General features: G+C 45.7%; 22 protein-coding genes. All 22 read left to right on the top strand.

Going from position 1 to position 23,980, the window contains the following annotated elements; translation table 11 throughout:
- Window positions 1–81: 81 nt before the first annotated feature.
- Entirely contained in the window at window positions 82–1,545 is a 1,464-nt protein-coding gene (locus ACXACS_RS16640) for a sigma-54 dependent transcriptional regulator (protein ID WP_474808219.1), read from the top strand.
- Between the two features lie 136 nt (window positions 1,546–1,681).
- Window positions 1,682–2,821 (top strand): sensor histidine kinase, encoded by a 1,140-nt coding sequence (locus ACXACS_RS16635; protein ID WP_474808217.1) that lies wholly within the window; start codon window positions 1,682–1,684, stop codon window positions 2,819–2,821.
- Window positions 2,822–2,837: 16 nt separating this feature from the next.
- Window positions 2,838–4,175, top strand: a complete 1,338-nt coding sequence (locus tag ACXACS_RS16630) for a sigma-54-dependent transcriptional regulator (RefSeq protein ID WP_474808215.1) — start codon at window positions 2,838–2,840, stop codon at window positions 4,173–4,175.
- 243 nt (window positions 4,176–4,418) lie between these two features.
- Window positions 4,419–4,754, top strand: coding sequence for a flagellar hook-basal body complex protein FliE (fliE, locus tag ACXACS_RS16625; protein ID WP_474808213.1), 336 nt, complete (start codon window positions 4,419–4,421; stop codon window positions 4,752–4,754).
- A gap of 12 nt (window positions 4,755–4,766) precedes the next feature.
- A complete protein-coding gene (fliF, locus tag ACXACS_RS16620; protein ID WP_474808211.1) occupies window positions 4,767–6,461 on the top strand; it encodes a flagellar basal-body MS-ring/collar protein FliF in 1,695 nt (564 codons plus the stop codon).
- A gap of 12 nt (window positions 6,462–6,473) precedes the next feature.
- Complete coding sequence (gene fliG, locus ACXACS_RS16615) at window positions 6,474–7,514, top strand: flagellar motor switch protein FliG (protein WP_025254367.1); 1,041 nt, start codon at window positions 6,474–6,476, stop codon at window positions 7,512–7,514.
- A 118-nt stretch (window positions 7,515–7,632) separates the two neighbouring features.
- Entirely contained in the window at window positions 7,633–8,415 is a 783-nt protein-coding gene (gene fliH, locus ACXACS_RS16610) for a flagellar assembly protein FliH (RefSeq protein ID WP_474808208.1), read from the top strand.
- Window positions 8,408–9,742 (top strand): flagellar protein export ATPase FliI, encoded by a 1,335-nt coding sequence (gene fliI, locus ACXACS_RS16605; protein ID WP_474808206.1) that lies wholly within the window; start codon window positions 8,408–8,410, stop codon window positions 9,740–9,742. Before fliH ends, fliI begins: the two co-directional genes overlap by 8 nt.
- Window positions 9,743–9,814: 72 nt before the next feature.
- Window positions 9,815–10,261, top strand: coding sequence for a flagellar export protein FliJ (fliJ, locus tag ACXACS_RS16600; protein ID WP_461851375.1), 447 nt, complete (start codon window positions 9,815–9,817; stop codon window positions 10,259–10,261).
- Window positions 10,262–10,610: 349 nt separating this feature from the next.
- Complete coding sequence (locus ACXACS_RS16595) at window positions 10,611–12,956, top strand: flagellar hook-length control protein FliK (protein WP_474808204.1); 2,346 nt, start codon at window positions 10,611–10,613, stop codon at window positions 12,954–12,956.
- 227 nt (window positions 12,957–13,183) lie between these two features.
- Window positions 13,184–13,723, top strand: coding sequence for a flagellar basal body-associated protein FliL (fliL, locus tag ACXACS_RS16590; protein WP_461851373.1), 540 nt, complete (start codon window positions 13,184–13,186; stop codon window positions 13,721–13,723).
- 27 nt (window positions 13,724–13,750) lie between these two features.
- The gene (fliM, locus tag ACXACS_RS16585; RefSeq protein ID WP_118489991.1) at window positions 13,751–14,809 is read left to right on the top strand and encodes a flagellar motor switch protein FliM; all 1,059 of its coding nucleotides are present in this window, start codon (window positions 13,751–13,753) and stop codon (window positions 14,807–14,809) included.
- Window positions 14,810–14,826: 17 nt separating this feature from the next.
- Entirely contained in the window at window positions 14,827–15,234 is a 408-nt protein-coding gene (fliN, locus tag ACXACS_RS16580; RefSeq protein WP_012517672.1) for a flagellar motor switch protein FliN, read from the top strand.
- A gap of 28 nt (window positions 15,235–15,262) precedes the next feature.
- Complete coding sequence (gene fliO / locus ACXACS_RS16575) at window positions 15,263–15,712, top strand: flagellar biosynthetic protein FliO (RefSeq protein ID WP_474808201.1); 450 nt, start codon at window positions 15,263–15,265, stop codon at window positions 15,710–15,712.
- Window positions 15,705–16,460 (top strand): flagellar type III secretion system pore protein FliP, encoded by a 756-nt coding sequence (gene fliP, locus ACXACS_RS16570; RefSeq protein WP_474808199.1) that lies wholly within the window; start codon window positions 15,705–15,707, stop codon window positions 16,458–16,460. Before fliO ends, fliP begins: the two co-directional genes overlap by 8 nt.
- An 8-nt stretch (window positions 16,461–16,468) precedes the next feature.
- Window positions 16,469–16,738 carry a flagellar biosynthesis protein FliQ gene (gene fliQ / locus ACXACS_RS16565; RefSeq protein WP_012517675.1) on the top strand — a complete coding sequence of 90 codons (270 nt, stop codon included), beginning with the start codon at window positions 16,469–16,471 and terminating at the stop codon, window positions 16,736–16,738.
- A gap of 12 nt (window positions 16,739–16,750) precedes the next feature.
- Entirely contained in the window at window positions 16,751–17,530 is a 780-nt protein-coding gene (gene fliR, locus ACXACS_RS16560) for a flagellar biosynthetic protein FliR (RefSeq protein WP_269915974.1), read from the top strand.
- Window positions 17,531–17,536: 6 nt separating this feature from the next.
- Entirely contained in the window at window positions 17,537–18,661 is a 1,125-nt protein-coding gene (gene flhB, locus ACXACS_RS16555) for a flagellar biosynthesis protein FlhB (protein WP_474808196.1), read from the top strand.
- 166 nt (window positions 18,662–18,827) lie between these two features.
- Window positions 18,828–20,927 (top strand): flagellar biosynthesis protein FlhA, encoded by a 2,100-nt coding sequence (gene flhA, locus ACXACS_RS16550; protein WP_474808194.1) that lies wholly within the window; start codon window positions 18,828–18,830, stop codon window positions 20,925–20,927.
- Between the two features lie 29 nt (window positions 20,928–20,956).
- Entirely contained in the window at window positions 20,957–22,366 is a 1,410-nt protein-coding gene (flhF, locus tag ACXACS_RS16545) for a flagellar biosynthesis protein FlhF (RefSeq protein ID WP_474808192.1), read from the top strand.
- Window positions 22,367–22,371: 5 nt separating this feature from the next.
- Window positions 22,372–23,238 carry a MinD/ParA family protein gene (locus ACXACS_RS16540; RefSeq protein WP_118489983.1) on the top strand — a complete coding sequence of 289 codons (867 nt, stop codon included), beginning with the start codon at window positions 22,372–22,374 and terminating at the stop codon, window positions 23,236–23,238.
- Window positions 23,235–23,966, top strand: coding sequence for an RNA polymerase sigma factor FliA (locus tag ACXACS_RS16535; RefSeq protein WP_118489982.1), 732 nt, complete (start codon window positions 23,235–23,237; stop codon window positions 23,964–23,966). Before ACXACS_RS16540 ends, ACXACS_RS16535 begins: the two co-directional genes overlap by 4 nt.
- Window positions 23,967–23,980 lie beyond the last annotated feature (14 nt).

Here is a 23,980-nt window from a genome sequence, read left to right as displayed (position 1 = left end):
CGGTTGCGCTCCGATCTTTTGTCGTTACAATTTAGAAATGCGCTAAACTGTAAATAATAACAAAGCGTTCTCGGGGAATTGATGAAGAACATTTTGCTGATTAGTGATAATCAGGAACTTATTCAAAACTTGGAAACTATCGTTACCTTCATGGGAGAGTCGTGCCAGTCACGAGGCTTCAGTGAATGCGAGCGATACCTCCATGAAAGTGGTGCAGACGCCGTGCTTATCGAGTACCGCTCGCCCACTGCTGTAAGTAATCTGGTAGAAAAGTTTCCACACATACCGTTTGTCGCTTTAGTTGAAAGTAATACACAGGCGTCTGCAAGCTGTAATCTGGTTAGTGTTATTGCAACACCGTTAACGTACCCTGTTTTAACGCAGGCTATACATCGTTGCCAAGAATACTCTCGACGTAAACCAGGCTTATCTCGAGCGGCAGGTACAAAAACGCGGTTATTTAGAAGCCTAATTGGTAAAAGTGAGCAAATCCAAATTGTGCGGCGCTTAGTTGAGCAAGTCGCGCCTACCGATGCCACCGTGTTGATTTTAGGTGAGTCTGGAACCGGTAAAGAAGTGGTTGCGCGCAATGTTCACTTCTTATCTGAACGTAAAGACGGTCCATTCATTCCGGTAAATTGCGGCGCTATTCCCGGCGAGCTTTTAGAGAGTGAATTGTTTGGTCACGAGAAAGGCGCTTTCACAGGCGCTATCAGTGCGCGTAAAGGGCGCTTCGAGTTAGCTGAGGGCGGCACATTATTCCTCGACGAAATCGGTGATATGCCGCTTCAAATGCAGGTTAAGTTATTACGTGTGTTGCAAGAACGTATGTTTGAACGCGTAGGCGGGAATAAGCCCCTTCAATGCAACGTGCGCATAATTGCGGCAACGCACCGCAACTTGGAAACCATGATCAGCGAAGACAAGTTTCGAGAAGACTTGTACTACCGACTCAACGTTTTCCCAATCGACAGTCCTGCGCTTAGACAAAGAAAAGACGATATTCCCTTATTGCTTCAGGAATTGAATAGCCGAATTCAAGGGGATGGCGTTGAAAGCGTGCGTTTTACCGAGCAAGCCATTGCGTCGCTAATGGAGCATGAGTGGGCGGGGAACGTTCGTGAACTCTCAAATTTAGTTGAGCGATTAACCATTCTTTACCCTGGGCAGATTGTTGATATTGCTGATTTACCGGAAAAGTATCAGTACGGTGATGTTCAGGCTTACGAACCAGACTATCCAGAAGAAATGCTTGAGCGTGAAGCCTTTAATGAACTATTTGCCGAGGCTGCAGCGCAAGAGCCAGAAGAAGACGTTAGCGAGCAGAGTCACGACGGCCTAAACGGTATGGTGTCCTCCTCGTTACCTGCAGAAGGTGTTAACCTCAAAGAGTACCTTTCTGAGCTTGAAGTGAATCTCATAAAACAAGCCCTGGAAAACCAAGATTGGGTGGTAGCACGTGCCGCCGACAAGCTTGGAATGCGCAGAACCACGCTCGTTGAAAAAATGCGGAAATACGATATCCAGCGTACTGAAGAAGCATAATGTCAGCTAATTGACGTTATGCTTTTCTTTGAAAATACCATCTATCCTACTGATAAATAAGCCAATATCAAGTTGGCATATCTTCTGCTTCATCTAAGTCATAGTTAAACAGCGTCTGCAATTTGACGAGGATAATATGGCTTTCGACAGCACACAACATTCTACAGAGTATTTCGCATCTGCCTATGCACTTAACGGCGGCTCGGCGGTAGCTCAAGATGATTATCAAACGTCGCAAAATGATGATATTGAATCACTGAGATTGCAGGCGAGTCGACTCGAACATTTACTTCAAGTGATGCCAGCGGGTGTTATTGTTATTGATGGAAAGGGCATTGTTCGCCAAGCCAACGAGCAGGCAAAAGCATTGTTAGGCGAACCGCTGGAAGAGGAAGTGTGGCGCAGTATTATTACTCGCTCTTTCAAGCCTCGCGCAGACGATGGTCATGAAGTATCGCTGGTTGATGGTAGACGAGTGAAGCTTTCAATTACCCCACTAGACAACGAGCCAGGTCAGCTAATTGTTATCACAGACTTAACTGAAACCCGTCAGCTGCAAGCGCGGGTTAGCCACATGCAACGGTTGTCTTCTCTTGGAAAAATGGTGGCATCACTAGCCCATCAAATCAGAACTCCACTTTCTGCAGCCATGCTTTATGCGTCGAACTTAACGCGTAAAGGGCTAGGGGAAGAAGCACAAACACAGTTTGCGAACAAACTAACAGACAGACTTAAAGAGCTGGAAAGTCAGGTTAATGACATGCTGCTTTTTGCTAAATCTGGCGAAGAGCAAGTGGTAAGCAAAATTAGTCTCGCTGAATTATTCGGTGCCATTGAGGGTAATGCTCAAAGCATGACAGCTCAAGCGCAGCAAAAGCTAACGTTTTCAGGTTTTGAGCAAAACGCAGCAATAACTGGGAATTTAACTGCTCTTCAGGGGGCATTGTTAAATCTCATACATAATGCAAGCCAAGTCACCCCGAAAGGTGAGTGTGTACATGTTCAGGCATCGGTAAGCGATCAGCGTTTACATGTTTCAGTTATTGATAAAGGCCCAGGTGTACCAGAACGGTTAAAAACCAAAATCTTTGAACCCTTTTTTACAACTAAAACTCACGGTACCGGTTTGGGTCTTGCTGTGGTGAAGTCGGTGGTAAGTGCGCATAGCGGCGCACTCAATGTAATTGACGTACCCGAGGGCGGGGCATGCTTTAGCGTGTCATTACCGTGCTCAGCGAATGCTAAAACCTCACAAACATTGACTCATGTCGCGTAAGTCATAGGAGAGAATAATGTCTAAAACTACCATACTAATTGTTGAAGATGACGCGGGTTTACGCGAGGCGCTCCTAGACACCCTGTTATTAGGTAACTACAACGTGATTGCCGCTGATTGTGCAGAAGAAGCGTTAATGATGCTGTCGTCTCAGAATGTAGACCTAGTGGTTAGCGATATACAAATGGGCGAAATGAGTGGCTTAACGTTGCTAAAAAGCATTAAAGCTAAATACCCTAATATGCCAGTGCTGTTAATGACGGCCTACGCCACCATTGATGATGCGGTTCAGGCGATGCGCGATGGCGCAACGGACTACCTTTCAAAGCCTTTTGCGCCAGAAGTATTGCTTAACTTAGTGGGGCGCTACGCGCCTGCACAAAAAATTGAGTCACGTACACCAATCGTAGCCGACCCTTCAAGTTTGAAGCTACTTGAGCTTTCGCGGAAAGTTGCGAAGTCTGAAGCTACCGTTATGGTCATGGGCCCAAGTGGGTCGGGTAAAGAAGTGCTATCCCGCTATATTCACGACCAGTCTCCGCGAAGCGATGCGCCTTTTGTTGCCATCAACTGTGCTGCTATTCCAGAAAATATGTTGGAAGCGACTTTGTTTGGTTACGAGAAAGGGGCTTTTACCGGTGCTATTCAGGCCTGTCCGGGTAAGTTCGAACAAGCCCAAGACGGCACCCTGTTACTTGATGAAATAACTGAGATGGATTTGGCACTGCAGGCTAAATTACTGCGCGTGTTACAAGAGCGTGAAGTAGAGCGCCTTGGCGGACGTAAAACCGTTAAACTTAATGTGCGTGTTATTGCCACGAGTAACCGAGATTTGAGAAAAGCAGTAGATGCTGGCGAATTCAGAGAAGACTTATACTACCGCTTAAACGTATTTCCCATTGAATGGCGCCCGCTATCGGAACGCCCAGGAGACATTGTGCCACTTGCCGAGCATCTTGTTCAGCGTCACGCCAGTTCACAGGGCTTGGGTACTATCAGGTTAAGTGCTGCAGCACGCAATAAATTGTCGCAATACAGCTGGCCAGGAAACGTTCGAGAGTTAGAGAACGTGGTTCAGAGAGCGCTAATTTTATGTGAAAACAATGAAATAGATGCCGGCGATTTAATGATTGATGAAGACATGTCGGCCCCGCTTGAAGTTACACAAGAGCAGGTTGAAGATAACAAATTGGGCTCAGAGCTTCGTTATCAGGAGCACCAAATTATTCTTGATACATTAGTCTCGTGTAATGGTAAGCGCAAAGACGTAGCAGAAAAGCTAGGTATAAGCCCTCGTACCCTTCGTTATAAACTAGCGCGTATGCGTGAAGATGGTATTGAAGTACCAGCATAGTACTGCTGTTTTGAATCTCTCGTTTCATCCCCGTTATCCGTCGCCTCTGAAGTAAAGAAGGCGGCGGTTTTTTGTTACTCCCTTCAAATCAAACGCCATAAATTTGGCTCACCCTCTCATTTGGCTGTTATCGTATTGAAATTTAAGGTTTTTTAAAGTTGGCAAGACCTTTGCTAAATCACTCTTATAGATTATGTATTCGCCGGTGTTCAGGCGGTTTTCAAAGAAACGCTAGGAGTGGTTATGGACGTTAAAGCCAATAGTTTGTATCAAGAAATGCAGAACATGATTGGGCAAACTCGTCTTCAAGTTAACGAGCCTCAGCAACAGCCGCTTAGTGAAGTTAATAGCTCGGCAAGCGAATTCTCGACCATGCTTAAGAACGCGGTAGATGGTGTAAACGGTATGCAGCTTGAGTCAAAAGATGCTCAACAGCGCTTTGAAATGGGCGACCCAAGCCTAAGTTTAGCCCAAGTCATGTTGACAAAAGAAAAGGCAGGCATTGCGTTTGAAGCGACTGTTCAAGTGCGTAACAAAGTACTTGAAGCCTATAAAACAATAATGAATATGCCGGTGTAGGTGGAGTAGGTTATGGCTGAAGCTACAGGTACAAACCTTACGGTTCCTGATCAAAATCAAGCAGTGGACAATGAGCCAGAGAATAAATCTGGTTTCATGGATACGTTAGGCAGTGCAGATATGATGCGCCAAATGGCCCTTGTGGTTGTTTTGGTCATCTGCGTTGCCATCGCAATCTTTATTCTTATCTGGTCGCAAGAACCTGATTATCGCCCCCTTGCGAAAATGGAAACCCAAGAGCTTATCGAAACTCTCGATTATATGGATGCGAATCAAATCGACTATAAGCTTGAAGGCAATATTGTTTATGTAAGAAGTGACGAATTCCAAAATATCCGCCTGGGTATGACACGCCAGGGGTTAACTAAAACCTCAGATGCAGGTACCGATATCATCATGAAGGATATGGGTTTTGGTGTAAGTCAGCGTGTTGAAATGGAGCGTTTAAAACACGCTCGTGAACAGCAGATTGCCTCGACCATTGAAGATATCGCAAGTATTCAAAAAGCACGTGTTCTTTTAGCTATGCCAAAAGAGAACGTTTTTGCTCGAAGAGAGAAGAAAGCGTCGGCAACCGTTGTGCTAACGGCTAAACGTGGTGCCGTCATTGCTGGTGAAGAGGTTGATGCGGTCGTTGATATCGTGGCGTCTGCCGTACAAAACATGGAGCCGTCTAAAGTAACGGTAACAGACAGCAATGGTCGTCTGCTTAACTCCGGCTCGCAAGATTCAATGAGTGCTCGTGCAAGAAAAGAGTACGAAATTGAACGTCAGCGCGAGCAAGAGTATCTTGAAAAAATTGACGCTATACTAATTCCAGTTTTGGGCATAGGTAACTACACGGCGCAAGCTGACGTTACAATGGACTTCACGGCAATGGAGCAAACCCAGCGCAGCTACAACCCAGACTTACCTGCGGTTCGCAGTGAAATGATCGTCGAAGAGAACAGCGTGGGTGGCGGCGTGGGTGGTATTCCTGGCGCATTATCAAATCAGCCTCCGCTTGATTCTAATATTCCAGAAAATGCTGTGGGCGGCAGTCAACAAAGCATGCCAGGGCGCACGGCAAAAGAATCGACGCGCAACTACGAGCTTGATACCACCATTAGTCATACCAAAAAGCAGACAGGTGTAATCCGCAGACTAAGTGTGTCGGTGGCAGTGGACTATACCCAAGTGGCGGGTGAAGACGGCGCGATGACACCGACGCCGCGTAAACAAGAAGAGATTCTTAATATTCGCAGACTATTGCAGGGCGGTATTGGCTTTGACGTTACCCGCGGCGATTCGCTAGAAGTGGTTAGCGTACCCTTTACCCGTATGGATGCAGGCGAAATTGAAGATGCGCCTTTGTGGGAACAGCCTGGTTTTCTGCCAATTCTTAAGCTAGTTGTTGGTGGCTTGGTTATAATAGTACTTATCATCTTTGTGATTCGACCTATGCTGCGTCGTCTTATCAACCCAGATGAGTCTAACGAGGCAGATGAATTTGATGCTGATGAAGGCTTAGACTTAGGCGATGACACAATTAGCATGTTAACGTCTGACTTTGACGAAGGACAGGTAGGCTTTGCGCCAGATGGCTCACTTATGCTACCTGACTTGCACAAAGACGAAGATGTACTTAAAGCCGTACGTGCCCTAGTGGCCAATGAACCAGAATTATCAGCCCAGGTAGTTAAGGGCTGGTTAATGCAAGACGAGTAGTGAGATAAGATTATGGCTGAAGAACTTGCCAATGTTGAAGAACCGTCATACGACGTCAGTAAATTAGAAGGCGTAGAAAAAGCTGCCATCTTACTACTTAGCTTATCTGAAGAAGATGCGGCGCAGATATTAAAACACCTTGAACCAAAACAAGTGCAGAAGCTGGGTTCTGAAATGGCGAAAGTGGACGATATGACGCAAACCAAAATCACGTCAGTTCACAAACACTTCATTGAAGAGATTCAGAACTACAGCACTATTGGCTTCCAGAGCCAAGACTTTGTTAAGCGAGCACTAACTGCGGCCTTAGGTGAAGACAAGGCGGCAAACCTAATCGATCAGATCCTAATGGGCAGTGGCGCAAAAGGTCTAGATTCACTGAAATGGATGGACTCTAAGCAGGTGGCGAGCATTATTCGCAACGAACACCCGCAGATCCAAACCATTGTACTGTCTTATCTAGAGCCTGAGCAAAGCGCTGAAATTTTGGCGCAATTCCCAGAAAAAGTACGTCTTGATCTGTTGATGCGTATTGCGAATCTAGAAGAGGTTCAGCCAGCAGCATTGCAAGAACTAAACGAAATTATGGAGAAGCAGTTCGCTGGTCAAGCGGGAACGCAAGCGGCGAAAATGGGCGGCTTGAAGTCTGCAGCGAACATCATGAACTACTTGGATACCGCGATAGAAGGCCAGCTAATGGACGCTATTCGCGAGCAAGACGAAGAGATGAGTCAGCAAATTCAGGACCTTATGTTTGTCTTCGACAATTTGGTCGATGTAGACGACAAAGGCATTCAGGCAATATTGCGCGAAGTGCAGCAAGATGCGCTGCTTAAGGCCATTAAGGGTGCTGACGAAGAGCTTAAAGATAAAATTATGCGCAATATGTCTAAGCGTGCTGCTGAAATGCTTGGCGATGACTTGGAAGCTCTTGGCCCTGTTCGTATCAGTGAAGTGGAAACCGCACAAAAAGAAATTCTTTCTGTTGCCCGTCGACTTTCTGACTCAGGTGAAATCATGCTTGGCGGCGGTGGCGGTGAAGAGTTCTTGTAAGCGCTCTGATGCCCTTAGCGCTGTAGCTGAGGTAGAACCAAGTCTCGTAATAAAGAACTTTGTAATAAAGAGCCTTGTAATAAATAGCCTCGTAATAAAAAGTCTCTGGTAATTAAAAATGTCTGGTAATAAAAATTTCAGTGAAAACGAAATAAACGAAGCTAAAGCGTGGGATCTACCTTTTGTCGATGATCCAAGGGCAGCTAGAAAAGACGAGACAACCAACGCACTGAACAAACGCTCAGATTGGAAGTATGAGCCCCCTGAAGTTGAAGAGGAAATCAAGCCTCCTACTGCTGAAGAGATAGAAGCTATTCGCCAGGCTGCCTATGATGAAGGTTTTCAGGAAGGCAAGGAAAAAGGTTTTGAAGAAGGTAAAGCTGAAGGTCTTGAAACAGGCTTGGTCGAAGGTAAAGAACAAGGTCATAACGAAGGTTTGGAACAAGGTTTAGAAGAAGGTCGCCAGCAGATGGCTGAACAAGCCGAAGTGTGGCAAATGCTTGCTGAAAAATTCCACGACCCACTTTCTCAGGCTAACGATGAAACCCGTGACCAGTTGGTTAAACTTGCCGTAACACTTGCAAAAGCTGTGATTAAAACAGAAGTTAGCACTAACCAACAGGTGGTACTTCAAGCGTTAAGCGAAGGCATTAAGGCGTTACCCATTAATCAAGAAGACTATCAAATTCACATGAACCCAGACGATATTGAATTGGTAAAAGCGCATTTCGGCGACGAAGAAATTGCCAAAAAAGGGTGGAGTTTGGTTGAAGCCCCAGCAATGGAACGTGGCGGTTGCGATATTACCACTGCACAAAACGCTGTAGATGTGTCTGTTGAGCGCCGGTGTCGTAACGTTATAGATAAATTTTTACTAAACCAAGGTTTGTCAGATGACTAGCCCTTGGCATTCGCATTTTGAATCCCTCACAAAACAGGTCTCTTCTCCGCCGGTAGTCGCTGCCGGCAAGTTAGTTCGTGGTATCGGTTTAACTCTCGAAGCGGTGGGGTGTCAGCTACCCGTTGGCAGTCAATGTTTAGTACAGACCATTGAAGGTGAGATAGAAGCCGAAGTGGTTGGTTTTGGCGATGATATAACTTATTTAATGCCCACTGAAGCGGTGCGCGGTATTGTGCCTGGAAGCCGCGTGATGCCGTTAAACCGACAAAGTGGTTTGCCAGTAGGTATGGGGCTTTTAGGGCGTGTGGTAGATGGCAATGGTCAGCCCCTTGACGGTTTAGGTGAGATAAATGCCGAGGCCCGCGCGCCAACGACTAGACCGCCAATGAACCCGCTTATCCGCCGTCCCATAAATACCCCGATGGATGTAGGCGTACGCGCCATTAACGCACTTAATACGGTGGGTGTAGGTCAGCGCATGGGGCTCTTTGCAGGAAGTGGCGTGGGTAAAAGTGTGTTATTAGGTATGATGACCCGGGGCTGCGAAGCCGATGTGGTTGTTGTGGGGCTTGTCGGGGAGCGTGGCCGAGAAGTAAAAGAATTTATTCACGAAATCCTCACAGAAGAAGAGCGCCAACGTGCAGTTGTAGTAGCTGCACCAGCCGATACTTCACCGCTTATGCGCTTGAAGGGTTGTGAAACTGCAGTCACCATTGCTGAATATTTTCGCGATAAAGGCATGAAGGTGCTGCTGCTCATTGATTCGTTAACTCGTTATGCCATGGCGCAGCGCGAGATAGCGCTGGCTGTGGGAGAACCTCCTGCAACAAAAGGCTATCCGCCATCTGTCTTTGCTCGGTTACCTGCATTAGTTGAACGAGCTGGTAATGGCAGCGAGCGGCAAGGCTCTATCACGGCCTTTTATACGGTACTCACTGAAGGCGACGATTTACAAGACCCCATTGCTGACGCGGCTCGTGCCATTTTAGACGGTCACGTGGTCTTATCGCGAACCCTTGCCGATAGCGGCCACTACCCGGCAATTGATATTGAGGCGTCGATAAGTCGAGTAATGCCAATGGTGGTAAGTGAAGAGCATCAATTAATGGCTCGTCGTATTCGCCAGGTTTACTCAAACTACAAACAAAACCAAGACCTTATTTCTATTGGCGCTTATGCAAAAGGCTCCGACCCTCGCATTGATCTAGCAATTCGTGCAGAGCCCGCAATCAATGCTTTGTTGCAGCAAGGAATGAAGCAAGTCATTCCTTATGACGAAAGCCTAGAAGGTATGGCAGCACTAGCCAAAGGATTAGGGCAGGGATGATGGCTTTGTTAGTAAAAGGTAATAAAACGCTCGTGAAGAAGAAATCAGAACTCTTGAGTAAGGGCGCTAAAAATGTCTAAACAACTAGAGCGTCTAGCCGAGTTCGAGCAAGAAAAAGAGCAGCGAGAAGCTCGCTATTATCAGCAGGCTCAGCAAAACGTAAATCAGCAAAAGCAAAAGCTAACCAGCCTCGAGCAGTACCGTATTGACTATATCAAAGGTATTCAGCAAACCGGTCAAGCTGGCGTTACGGCGACTTATTATCAACAACACTTATCTTTCGTCGGAAAATTAGATAAAGCGTGTGAGCAGCAGATGCAAGTGATTGCTCGTGCGCAGATGGCAGCGGATCAGCGCAAGCAAATATGGCTAAAGCAGCAGCAGAAAGTCAAAGCTGTTACCTTGTTGCTTGATAAGAAGAAGTTGGCTGAGCAGAAAAAAGAAGCCAAAGCCGAGCAGGCCATGATGGATGAATTTGCCACACAACGATTTTTCAGAGCTAAGCGCTCTCCTTTCTAATAAATAGTATGTTCTCAAGCCACTTTGGCTCAACCCTTGCTAAATCAATATGAAATGTAACAGCGCGCCTTAGTTTTAATGCAATGGTTATTACGCTCTAACAGTGTTTTTTGAAGTTCTACACTTATTACAAAGTATGAAATTCAACGAAAGCGAGCATAAAACCTAATGCCAAACGATAGCCATAAAGGTTATCTGCGTAGAGCTAAGTGATTGAAATTTAGATAAGCGTTGGTGGGTTTGCGATTTACTTCTCTCGGTCTGTATAAAAATAACGCCCAGTGATTGATTCGCATCACATAACGTCTTTTTGGTGAAAGACGAGATAAATGTAGGACGGTAGGACAATATGCAACAAGTTGCCGCACATAAAACAGACATTGCCGCATTACCTTTTTCTGCTTCTAGCACAGCTAAAGCGGTTGAAACAGGTATTGGTACGCAACAGCAAGCGAATAGCGAAAACAACCAAGCATTTAATCGACTTTATCAGGAAGCAAAGTCAAGCAAATCAGATTTTGTTTTAAATGACAAAGAAACATTTAACTCTCAGTCTCGGGATAGAAGCCGTTCGACCAGCTCACCTGCTAACACTTCAGTTTCTAATGAAACGGTAAAGAAGGGAAAAGACCGGGATGCGGGCCATACCGATCTTCCTGTTGATAAGAAAGTGACAGACAATCCAGCAGAGTCTACGCCCAGTACAAAAGAAGAAAACGCTGCCATTGCCCAAAAAGATATTGCCGAAGCTATAGAAGCGCATCGCAACTTAGACGGTGAAGAAAAGACCAGTTTGAAAGCAGATGACGCTCAAGGTGATATTGAGCAAAAAGCTGTAACCGAAGCAGATTTTGTTATTGGAGAAGGCGGCAAAAAAGATGCTGAGGCAGGCGTTATTACCACACCTGGTACGCCTGATGGAAACCCGGACAAGACTGATGAAGAACCCGACTGGGTTGCCTATGTTGAAACCCTAGCCGATCGCTTTGGTAACACTGATAACAGAGAGCAAACTCAAGGGCAAACTGGTAACAGAACAACCAATGGTATTTCTGAAGTTTCAGATGAGACGGTGAATGTTCTTTCTGTAAAAGAAAACGGAAAGCTTTGGAAGATCCCAGACGGTGTTGATGCCAGCGACGCGCCCTCGGTGATGGCGCATCTACTTTCTCAGCTTAATGGTGACAGCAAAGAGGGCGAAATCGCCATAGAATCCCTTTCGACTGACGCACAACAAACACTGAGTGCTTTAACCGCACTACTGCTCGGCGCTGAAAGTGAGCAGAGTGGTGCCGGCAGCGAACAAGATAGTGCCGACAGCGAACAAAATAGTGCCGGCAGCGAACAAAATAGTACCGGCAGCGAACAATATAGTGCTAACGGCGAAGCAAACGTTGAGCAATCGCAAATCCTTGCCAATGATAAATTAGATTCAAATGTCAGTGAACTTTCTGCGTTAATTACCCAACTCATGCAGCAAAAAGAAAGCGATAGCAATGCAGATCAAAGTGTAAGCAATAGAGCTGAGGAAGTGCTGGCAGATAGTAAAAACGCATCAGATGAGTCTCTCGTGTTAAGTCTGTTATCTGATGAGCTTAAAGCGATGCAACAATTATCTACAGATGAAACCAACTCTAAGTTAGAAGCATTGTATTCTGACGCAACCACTGAAGTAGCCGTTGACGGAGCTGTCTTAGAAAATGGTGATGTAAATACTAACGGGGCAGACAAAAATAAGGTAACTGACAAAGCACCAGTGATGAATATCCAAAGTGCTATACCTTCAAACAATGGCTTTGAAATGACCGGTGATCCACAAAGCGACTTATTAACTGCATTAAGTGAACTTTCCCCACAAACTGCACAAAAAGCTACCGAGGCGTTTGCTGAACGTGTAGTTACAGTAATGCCAAGTGGTGCACAACAACAAGCTGTGAAGACAAACATTATTGCTGGTATTAATGAATTCCAGCAACAAGTTCAGCAAGGCAGAGAGCCTGGCATTGATTTAACGGCTATTGTGACTGATGCCGCCAAAGAGGCAGCAGTAAATACCGACGTTATTGCTTCGATGACTGCCAGGGTCGATAGCCAAGCGAGTCAGTTCTTTAACTTGATGACGCAAACACAGGCCAGCGCCCAACAAGCTTTCGCAAGTATGGTAGGACAAACCGATACGGTGATACAGGAAAACACCCAGCTTCGCGCTGAAGCGTCAAAATCTCAGCAGCAGTTTGAAGGCTTTGATAAAGCGGTCAACATTCATAAGCCAGAAGGCCAGCAGCAGCTAAACGAAAAAATTCGCTGGATGGTGAATGCGCGCAACACCATGGCTGAGATTCGACTCGACCCGCCGGAAATGGGCAGCATGCAGGTTCGAGTAAACGTTGCAGGTGACGCAGCAAGCGTAAGCTTTGTTGTTCAATCTCAACAAGCAAAGGAAGCGCTAGCCGATGCCATGCCTAAGTTAAGAGATATGCTTTCTGAACAAGGCATTGAGTTAGGTGATGCTGAAGTAAGAAAAGATAATTCGTCAGGTAACGAAAATGGCCAGCAACTTGCAAACGACAATAGCAGAGGAAACGGCACCGAAAACCGTGGAGAAAATGACGGTTTAGACGACATGGGCGAAACGCGGATTATCGAGCAATCAGTGACGCGAGCAGCCAAGGGTGGAATTGATTTCTACGCTTAAAATTAAGCAAAACTATTATCAATAGGTAGCATGGTGAGATTATTTTAAGACTGCTATGTTTGATGTATTCAATTGAATCCGATTAAACAGGTCGATGTAACGCCGCTCAATAGTAATTGATGGCTGCGGTTACGATATCAAGTGGATGTAGATACGAATAATGGCATTGCCATTTGCGATGGAACATTGATAATACGTTTTTTCTTAATATTACTGATGAGTTACACATGGCTGATGAAGAGTTACAGGTAGAAGAAGGCGGTAAAAAGAAAGGCAAAATGATGCTGATCATCATTATCGCTGTGGTTCTTGTAGGTGGTGGAGCTGCCGCTTATTTCTTACTGTTTGCAGGAGGGGATGAACCTGCGGCCGAACAACTGGCTGAAGCTGACGCTGCGGCGGCCGCTGAGAGTGCACCGGCAGCGAGTTCGGGTAATGCTGAAATAGGTACGGCGCTTTACGTTGCTATGCCAAGACCCTTCGTCTTCAATGTGCCCGGATCAGGACGAGACAGACTTGTCCAAATTAAAGTACAGCTATTAGTACGTGGTTCTGATAACGAAGAGTTAGCAAAGACGCATATACCGCTTATTGAAGGTACACTTTTGCAAGCTTTTAGTACGTCAAATGCAGATGATCTTGTCACCGAGGCAGGTAAAATTGAGCTTCGTGAGCAAGCGGTAACTGAAGTACAAAAAGCATTGAAAGACATTACGGGCAGCGACGTTGTAGAGCGCGTATTGTTTACAGGTTTTGTCATGCAGTAATGCATCGACTAAGTAAGGTAGAAGACGGTGAGTGATTTATTATCTCAAGATGAAATCGATGCCCTGTTACACGGGGTAGATGATGTAGAAGAGGAAGAGGTCGGCAGTAGCGACTCTGATGCTTCTACGCTCGAGTACGACTTCTCCTCGCAAGATAGAATTGTACGTGGGCGTATGCCTACGCTCGAAATTGTGAATGAACGTTTTGCCCGTCACATGCGTGTTAGTCTATTTAACATGATGCGACGTTCAGCTGAAGTATCGATTAACGGTATTCAGATGATCAAGTTTGGCGAATATATTCATACACTGTTCGTTCCAACGAGTTTGAACATGGTGCGTTTCCGTCCACTTAAAGGTACGGGGCTAATCACCATGGAAGCTCGCTTGGTGTTTATTCTGGTAGATAACTTCTTTGGCGGTGACGGCCGATACCATGCGAAAATCGAAGGTCGTGAATTCACGCCCACGGAACGTCGTATTATTCAAATGCTTCTTAAAATAATCTTTGAAGATTATAAAGAAGCCTGGGCGCCTGTCATGGACGTGTCGTTTGAATATTTAGACTCAGAAGTAAACCCGGCCATGGCGAACATTGTGAGTCCGACTGAAGTGGTGGTCATAAGTTCGTTTCATATCGAGCTAGATGGTGGCGGTGGAGACTTCCACGTGTCATTACCATACTCAATGTTAGAGCCTATTCGCGAACTCCTAGACGCAGGTGTTCAAAGCGATAAAGAAGATACAGATTTACGTTGGAGTAAGGCGCTTCGCGACGAAATTATGGATGTGAAAGTGGGTTTAACCACGCACATGCTAGATGTGGATGTACCGCTTCGCGATGTGATGGAGTTTAAACCCGGTGATATCATTCCTGTGGAAATGCCGGAAACCATCACAGTATTAATTGAGGATTTACCTACATTCAGAGCCAAACTAGGTCGTAGTCGCGATAATTTGGCGCTGAAAATAGTAGAGAAAATTGCAAGACCGACTTCAGTGAAGTCTGAGCTACAGTTATTAACCCGCGGTGGGCGCATTATTGATAATGACGCAGAGCTGCAAGTACTCGAAGAAGACCTGTAAGGTAGAGGGGAGTTCCCATGAGTGAAGACGGTATGGACGATTGGGCTGCGGCAATGGCCGAGCAAGCCGAATCTGAAGCGGATCAAGAGGCTGGCGATAACGAAGACGTGCAAGTTGCTGAACTTGACGAGCTAACAGATGATGCGCCAATTACGCAAGAAGAGAAGAAAAAGCTAGATACCATTCTAGATATTCCAGTGACTATTTCGATGGAAGTCGGTCGTAGTCAAATTAGTATTCGAAATCTGCTACAGTTGAACCAGGGTTCTGTGGTGGAACTGGATCGCGTTGCCGGTGAGCCACTAGATGTATTAGTTAATGGCACGTTGATTGCTCATGGAGAAGTAGTAGTGGTCAACGACAAATTCGGTATTCGATTAACGGATGTTATTAGTCAAATTGAGAGAATCAAGAAGCTCAGGTAAAACTTCTTATAAACTAAGGGGTTGCGCAATGCTGCCCCTTTTATTTAGTCAGCTTGCGTTTGCACAGTCGACCCAATCAATCACCAACCCCACATCAATACTGTCAATTTTCCTTTCCTTGCTGGTGGTCGTAGGCGTTATTTTTGCCTTAGCGTACGTAATGCGTCGATTTAATGTCACTGCGATGGGCGGAAACCAAATGAAAGTGGCGGCCAGCATGGTTGTTGGCACAAAAGAAAAAATAATGGTGATTCAGGTGGGCGAAGAGCAGCACCTTATTGGTGTTACCAGCCACAATATCTCCCATTTGAGTAAATTAGATAAAAACCTCGATATGCCTGTAAAGGGTGTAAACAAAACCACAGGCGAGCAGCAAAATGGTGCCGATGCTTTTAAACAAAAGCTTGTAGCTGCCATGGCGGGAAAGCTTAACCCCAGCTTAGAAAAAGAAAAAAAGGAAGAGTCGAAAGATGCGTAAGTTTGCCTGGCTACTTTTTATCCTACCGTTATTGCTGCTTGTGGAGCCTGTTTATGCTCAGCAGGGGATTTCTGCAGTAACGGTTACGACCAACCAAGACGGTTCGCAAGATTACACAATGACGCTTCAAGCGCTGTTTATCATGACAGCGCTAAGCCTGATCCCTGCGTTTATCATGATGATGACCTCGTTTACGCGTATAATTGTGGTGTTGTCTATTTTGCGCCAAGCTATTGGCTTACAGCAATCACCATCAAATCAGATTTTAATTGGCGTAAGTTTGTTTCTATCCATGTTTATTATGGCGCCGGTGTTTGAAGAGGTGAACGAGCGAGCTTTACAGCCTTACCTTAACGAGCAACTCACCAGTTTAGACGCTCTTGAGCAAGCCAAAGGCCCCATGCGCGCATTTATGCTTTCACAAACAAGGGTAAAAGACCTAGAAACGTTTGTACGGATAGCTGGAGATGAAGGAAAATATGCCGATACGGATGAAGTGCCGCTAACCATTCTAATTCCGGCTTTTGTAACCAGTGAACTTAAAACCGCGTTTCAAATTGGTTTTATGCTATTTATTCCCTTTCTTATTATTGACTTGGTGGTAGCGTCTATATTGATGGCCATGGGTATGATGATGCTTTCACCTATGATTGTATCTTTGCCGTTTAAGCTCATGTTGTTCGTGTTGGTTGATGGTTGGAACCTGATTTTCGGTACGTTGGCGACCAGCTTCGGTATGGGCGTCTAGGAGGGCTTATGTCACCAGAAGTCTTTGTAGAAATACTGCGAGAAGCCATGTTTATGGTTATCGTGTTGGTATCTGCGGTGATTGTTCCAAGCTTGATTGTAGGTCTGGTCGTTGCTGTTTTTCAGGCAGCCACCAGTATCAACGAACAGACCATGAGTTTCCTGCCCCGCTTACTGGTAACGCTTCTCGCGCTAAGCTGGGGAGGCAACTGGTTGGTGCAACAGCTTATGGACTTTACTTTCAGAATGGTTGATATGATCCCGCAGGTTGTGGGGTAGAAGGCTGACGCTGTGGAAGTAGAACTCGCCACCATCAATCAATTCCTAGCAGACATGCTGCTGCCTTTTATGCGCATTAGCGGTTTGTTCGTAGCCATGATTGGATTGAGTGCAAAATCAATTCCCCCGCAGGTAAGAGCCCTGCTGGGTATAATGCTAACGCTCATCATCATGCCAGTAGTCCCTCCATCACCTATTGAAAACTTGGTGGATGTGGGCACATTTTTAATTGTTATTCAGCAGCTGCTTATTGGTATTGCTATTGGCTTTATTTCTATGATGGTGCTCAATACCTTCGTGCTCGCAGGCCAAATCATAGCCATGCAAACTGGTTTAGGGTTCGCGTCTATTGTTGACCCCGTAAACGGTATAAACGTACCTGCAGTTGGTCAGTTTTATCTAATATTAGCGACCTTATTGTTTTGGACCTTGGATGGGCATTTGTCCATGATCCAAATGATAGTAATGAGTTTCGAGGCGTTTCCCATAGGCGAAGCGTGGTGGACAGGTGAACAGTTTCGCGATATTGCTCATTGGGGAGGTTGGATGTTTATATCGGCAGTAACCTTGTCTCTAGCGCCCATAGTGTCACTACTTATTGTGAATTTAGCATTTGGTGTAATGACCAAAGCTGCGCCGCAGCTAAACATTTTTAGTATTGGTTTTTCCATTGCTCAGGTAATGGGATTACTGATTATATGGATAACGCTAGATAACTTTACTGCGCACTTTGAAACCCAATGGTTTAGAGCCGAACAGTTTATGTGTGAACTATTGAACATTTGTGGTTAGGAAAAAATGGCAGATTCAAGCGAAAAAACAGAAGACCCCACGGGGAAAAAACTCGATGATGCCCGAAAAAAAGGGCAGCTGGCCCGTTCCCGTGAACTATCCACAACTTTAGTGCTTATTGTCAGCGCCTTCATGTTTTTGTTTGTGGGCAGTTGGATTGCTGAATCTGTTTTCAAACTTACCCAGCGAATGTTTATTCTCTCTCGCGACGAAACCTATGATATCACCCACATGTTTGGCGCATGGGGTGAAGCTTTCTCAGCGGTAGGTCCTGCCGTGTTGCTTTATATGGTGGTAGCTATGATAGCCGGCATCTATGGCTCTATTGCACTTGGTGGTTTTAATTTTACCTGGGAAGGTGCAAAGCCTAAGGGCTCCAAGATGAGTCCAATTCAGGGCTTTAAGCGAATGTTCGGCATGAACGGCTTAGTTGAGCTATTAAAATCCATCGCTAAAGTTGTGGTTATCATCAGCATGGCCATAGGAGCGCTGTTGTTCTTCGAAGATGAAGCACTGCATTTAGATATGGAGCTATATCCGGGAAACATCTTTCACGCGCTCGACATGCTTAAGTGGGCATTTCTTATTCTGGTGTGCGGCATGATCCCTATCGCGCTCATCGATGTGCCTTATCAAATGTATAAGCACAACAAAGAAATGAAAATGACCAAGCAAGAGGTGAAAGACGAACGGAAAAATGCGGAAGGCGACCCTATGGTAAAAGGTCGTATTCGTCGCTTGCAGTATCAGGCGGCAACTAAGCGCATGATGCAGGAAGTACCACAGGCAGACGTGGTAGTAACTAACCCGACTCACTTTTCAGTAGCGATTAAGTATGACGAACAGGGTGTAAGAGCACCTGTCGTGGTGGCAAAAGGGGCTGATGAATTGGCTATGCATATCAGAAAAATTGCTACCGCCAATGACGTACCCTTAATACCTTCTCCTATGCTCGCTCGTGCCATCTTTTATTCGACAGAAGTCGACGATGAAATTCCGAACGCCTTATTTATGGCGGTAGCACAGGTGCTAGCACATGTTTATCAGCTTAAAGCACATAGGGCAGGGAAGGGGAAGCGTCCTAAACCACTTAAACGAGATTTGCCTATCCCTCCAGAATACCGTCGCTAAGTGACTCTTTTACCAGGCTTTTTTGTGGCCAGTTTATGCCTTCCGCATACTCTTTAGCTCTATTGGTGTACATAAATGCCGCTTCGTATAAAGCTGGCACGTTAGTTGAAAACTCTATTGAAGATTTACATAAAGCGTCAATTTTCTGATAGAGAGACACCCAGCCATGCAGTTATCCGGTTATCTTCAGCGATTCGATAAAAATCAGCTGCAAAATTTTACCAGTGGTTTAGGCGCGCCTATTGTCCTTTTGGCAATCATGGGAATGGTAATACTACCCATGCCGCCGTTTTTACTCGACGTATTGTTTAGCTTTAATATCGCGCTCTCTCTCGTCATCATTTTGGTAGCGGTACTCACCCAACGCCCTGTGGATTTTGGTATTTTCCCACTTGTACTCCTAATTGCGACAGTTCTGCGTTTGGCGCTTAACGTTGCGTCTACGCGGGTTGTATTACTGTACGGCCACGAAGGGGGAGATGCGGCAGGTAAAGTGATTGAAGCCTTCGGTGCGGTTGTTATCGGCGGTAACTATGCTGTGGGTATTGTTGTCTTCGCTATCCTTCTTATTATCAACTTCAAGGTAGTAACCGCAGGTGCGGGACGTATTTCAGAAGTAAGTGCTCGCTTTACCTTGGATGCTATGCCTGGTAAGCAGATGGCGATCGATGCTGATTTAAATGCAGGCTATATCGACCAAGACCAGGCGCGTCAGCGTCGTGAAGAAATAACCGCAGAGGCTGACTTTTACGGGTCGATGGACGGTGCATCAAAGTTTGTAAAAGGCGATGCAGTTGCCGGCCTTTTTATCATGCTTATCAATATTGTTGGCGGCTTATTCATAGGCATGATTCAGCACGGTCTTTCATTTGGAAGTGCCATAGAGATCTACACTATTTTGACCATTGGTGATGGTTTGGTGGCGCAGATACCTTCATTACTACTTTCTGTAGCAACGGCGATTATCGTTACTCGAGAAAACGAAACCCAAGAAATGGGTAAAGAGATCCGTGGTCAGCTAGGAAATAATCAAGCGCTTTATATAGCATCAGGCGTGCTTTTCGTCATGGGTATCATTCCGGGTATGCCTCATATCGCATTCTTGGGTTTTTCATTTTTGATTGCGGGCTTTGCATATTGGCAGACCGTTCAAGCTAAAAAGAAAGCTGAAGAACCTCAATTGCCAGAGAACATTTCAAAAGATGAAACTGTTGCACCTGAAGTTAAAGAGCTGGGATGGGACGACGTTCAGCAGGTGGATACCATTGGCTTAGAAGTGGGCTATCGCTTAATTCCGCTTGTTGATAAATCTCAAGGTGGTGAGTTGTTGACACGAATTAAAGGCGTACGTAAGAAACTATCGCAAGAGCTGGGTTTCCTTATTCCACCTGTTCATATACGCGACAATCTAGACTTAGAGCCTAACACTTATACCATCGCTATGCTCGGCGTCACAATTGGCGATTCCGTTATAAGTCACGACGAAGAGCTTGCCATTAACCCAGGGCAAGTGTTTGGCAAGCTAGAGGGGCGGGCTACTAAAGACCCTGCTTTCGGGCTAGATGCGGTGTGGATTAAGCCTAATAAGCGCGAGCACGCGCAAACGCTTGGATACACGGTTGTTGATGCCGCTACGGTTGTTGCGACTCATCTAAGTCAGTTACTTTCAAATAACGCCTATCAATTACTTGGGCATGAAGAAGCGCAACAGCTTCTAGATATGCTGGCCAAACAGCACCCTAAATTGGTCGAAGGTTTGGTGCCCGATATTCTGCCGCTTAGTACCGTTGTGAAAGTGCTGCAAACCTTACTATTTGAAGGCGTGCCTATTCGCGATATGCGCACCATCGTGCAAACGCTTAGCGAGTACGGCACACGGAGCCAAGACCCAGATGTATTGGTGTCTGCGGTGCGTATAGCACTCAAACGTTTAATCGTTCAGGAAATTACTCAGGGGGCAAAAGAGATACCTGTCATAACCTTGGCGCCAGAGTTGGAACAGATGTTGCACCAGTCTCTTCAAGCAGGTGGCGAAGACGGTGCTGGTATAGAGCCAGGTCTGGCAGACAAGCTGCAGAAATCATTGCAGCAAGCCAGTCAGCAGCAAGAGTTAGAGGGAGAACCTGCAGTACTCCTTACCTCAGGCATGCTACGACCCGTGCTGTCTCGCTTCTTAAAGTATTCTGTTGTTGGGCTGCATGTTCTTTCATACCAAGAAGTGCCTGACGACAAACAAATAAAAATAGTCAGTTCGGTCGGTCAATAATCTGACACTGGGTGATTGGAGAGGTTGCAATGAAAATTAGACGTTTCTTCGGCAAAGATATGCGTGAGGCGCTAAGCCAAGTTAAAGCTGAGTTGGGCAGTGATGCAGTGATCATGTCAAATCGCAAAGTCGCAGACGGTATCGAGCTTGTAGCAGCCTACGACAAAGAGCCTGAAGCCAAGCTTTTCACGCCTAAGGCGGCACCACAGACCGCTGCTAAAACGCCTAGCCAAAAGGCTGTGCCTAGCTTAAGTGAAATTATTGGCGACGATGGCCCTGATAGCTTAAAAGCCTTGCTGGAAAAGCAGCATGGTGGAAACCCAGTTGCAGAAAGTTCTGCACAACCAGCACAGCCAATGTCAGCGAACGCTAAGCACGCCAACGAAATTGCATCTCACTTAGATTTTTCAGAAGCGTTTATCGACGACCTTGAAACACAATCACCAGCACAAGATGCTATCGAGCAACAGACTTTTCCTGAGCATCAAGCGTCAAGTATGGGTGAAACTCCTGTATCCCAGTCTGCTGAACTAGCTCAAATCAAAGAAGAGTTAGCTTCACTTCGCGACGTATTGCAGTATCAAGTTGCAGACCTAATGGAAGCGAAGAACAAGCGTCAAAAACCTGTTCATCAATACTTGGTCACGCGATTAACCGATATGGGTTTGAGTAGTGCACTAGCAACTCAGTTGATTAGCTATACACCGGCTCATTACAACGAACGTGACGCGTGGGTATATCTTCTTAACCTATTGGCTAATCGCATAAATGTTACCGGAAACGATATACTAAGCTCACAAGGTGCCGTTGCATTAGTCGGGCCTACTGGTACAGGTAAAACAACCACGGTTGCAAAGTTGGCCGCCCGCTACGCGCAAAAATACGGTGCAGAATCGGTAGCTATGATAACTATTGATACGTATAGAATTGCAGCCTATGAGCAACTAGCGACATACGGAAAAATTATTGGCTGTACTGTGCGAAAAGCGCAAACTAGTGAAGAACTAGCAGATTTATTGTTCCAACTTCGTCATAAGCGACTAGTATTGATTGATACAGCAGGTTTTAGTCAGCGTGATAGTCGATTAATTAAGCAAATTAAGCAGTTCGACAATGGCCAAATGCCAAAAGTTAAAAAATATTTGGTAGCGCAAGCCAATACGCAATATCCGGCTTTGCAGAGAATCATTCAAGCGTATGACGATATTGAACTAAGTGGCTGTATTTTCACAAAGTTAGATGAGTGCTACTCTTTAGGAGAGGTACTTAGTGCAGCGGTTGAATACCAACTACCGGTTAGTTATGTCACCGATGGTCAAAAAGTGCCTGAAGACATTAAGATTGCAGAAGCGAAATCTTTAGTTTCCGCTGCTGCAAAGCTTTATAAAAAGTACGGTTTGAATCATACTAGTGGTAACAACGCAATTAAAACAGCATAAGCAGTATGATTGACGATCAAGCGAGTAGCTTAAGAAAAATGAAGCAATCACGGTTAATCAAAGTAATCGCCGTCACCGGTGGTAAAGGTGGCGTCGGTAAAACAAACATTACGCTTAACACTGCTATCGCCATGGCGAAGCAGGGCAAGCGTGTAATGGTTCTTGACGCGGACCTTGGTCTTGCAAACGTAGATGTGATGCTAGGCCTGCGAGTTGAGAAAAACCTATCTCACGTACTCTCTGGCGAGTGTACGTTGGACGAGGTTTTAGTAACCGGCCCCCACGGTATTAAGATTGCGCCCGCCACATCTGGTACGCAGTCAATGGCGGAACTCTCACCCACACAGCACGCTGGCTTGATAAGAGCGTTTAGCGAGCTGCGTTCTCAAATAGACGTATTAATAGTCGACACCGCTGCTGGCATTTCAGATATGGTATTAAGCTTTTCTAAAGCCTCCCAAGATATCATGGTGGTGGTTTGCGATGAGCCAACATCACTAACTGATGCCTATGCGCTGATAAAAATCCTTAACCGTGAGCACGGTGTTTTTCGCTTTAAAGTTGTGGCCAATATGGTTCGCGATGTGCGAGAAGGTCAGGAATTATTTAGCAAATTAAGCAAAGTGACAGGGCGTTTTCTTGATGTTGCACTAGAATTAGTGGCGACGGTGCCATTTGACGAAAATATTCGCAAAGCTGTGCGTAAGCAAACAGCTATTGTTGATGCTTTTCCAGGCTCTCCTGCAGCCGTAGCGATAACCAAGCTAGCAAACAGGGCGCTTACTTGGCCTATTCCAGCGCAGCCTGGAGGTCACTTAGAATTTTTCATTGAACAATTAGTTGCAGAAAAAGCCGTAGGAAGTCAACGTTGAACAGCAAGGCAGCCGCTTATCAACAGCAAACAGATAAATCGCAGTTAGTCGAAAGACATGCGCCTCTGGTTAAGCGTATTGCGCACCATTTGATGGCGCGCCTGCCTGCGAGTGTACTTGTTGATGACCTTATCCAATCAGGCATGATTGGTTTGTTAGAGGCCGCTCGAAACTTTGATGGGTCAAAAGGCGCAAGCTTTGAAACCTTCGCAGGTATCCGCATTCGCGGTGCCATGCTGGACGAAATACGCAAAGGTGATTGGACGCCACGTTCTGTTCACCGAAATGGTCGCGCAATAACAGAAGCGATATCTCAGGTAGAAAGTGAAACTGGGCGCGACGCACGAGATTCCGATATTGCTGACAAGCTTAATGTGAGCTTGCAGGATTATCACCAGATGCTCAATGAAGTAAATGCCGGGAAGTTGGTCGGCATTGAAGATTTAGGTGTGTCGGAAGATGTGATCACTACCGAGCAAAGTCGAGGCAGTGATGCACCGTTAGAAGATTTAATGCAGGGCGCATTTCAAAAAGCGCTGGCCCATGCAATAACGACATTACCCGAGCGAGAAGCGATTGTTCTTTCACTTTACTATGATGAAGAACTAAACTTAAGAGAAATAGGCGAGGTTCTCGACGTAAGTGAGTCGAGAGTCAGTCAAATTCATAGTCAAGCCATGTTAAAACTCAAATCACGAATGAAATCGTGGCAAGCTGACGAAGAATAGAAATTAAAAACAAT

The organism is Alteromonas sp. AWM4_230 (genome assembly GCF_056158305.1).
Note: the sequence above shows the minus strand (reverse complement) of the source record. Positions and strands in the feature narration are given on the sequence as shown.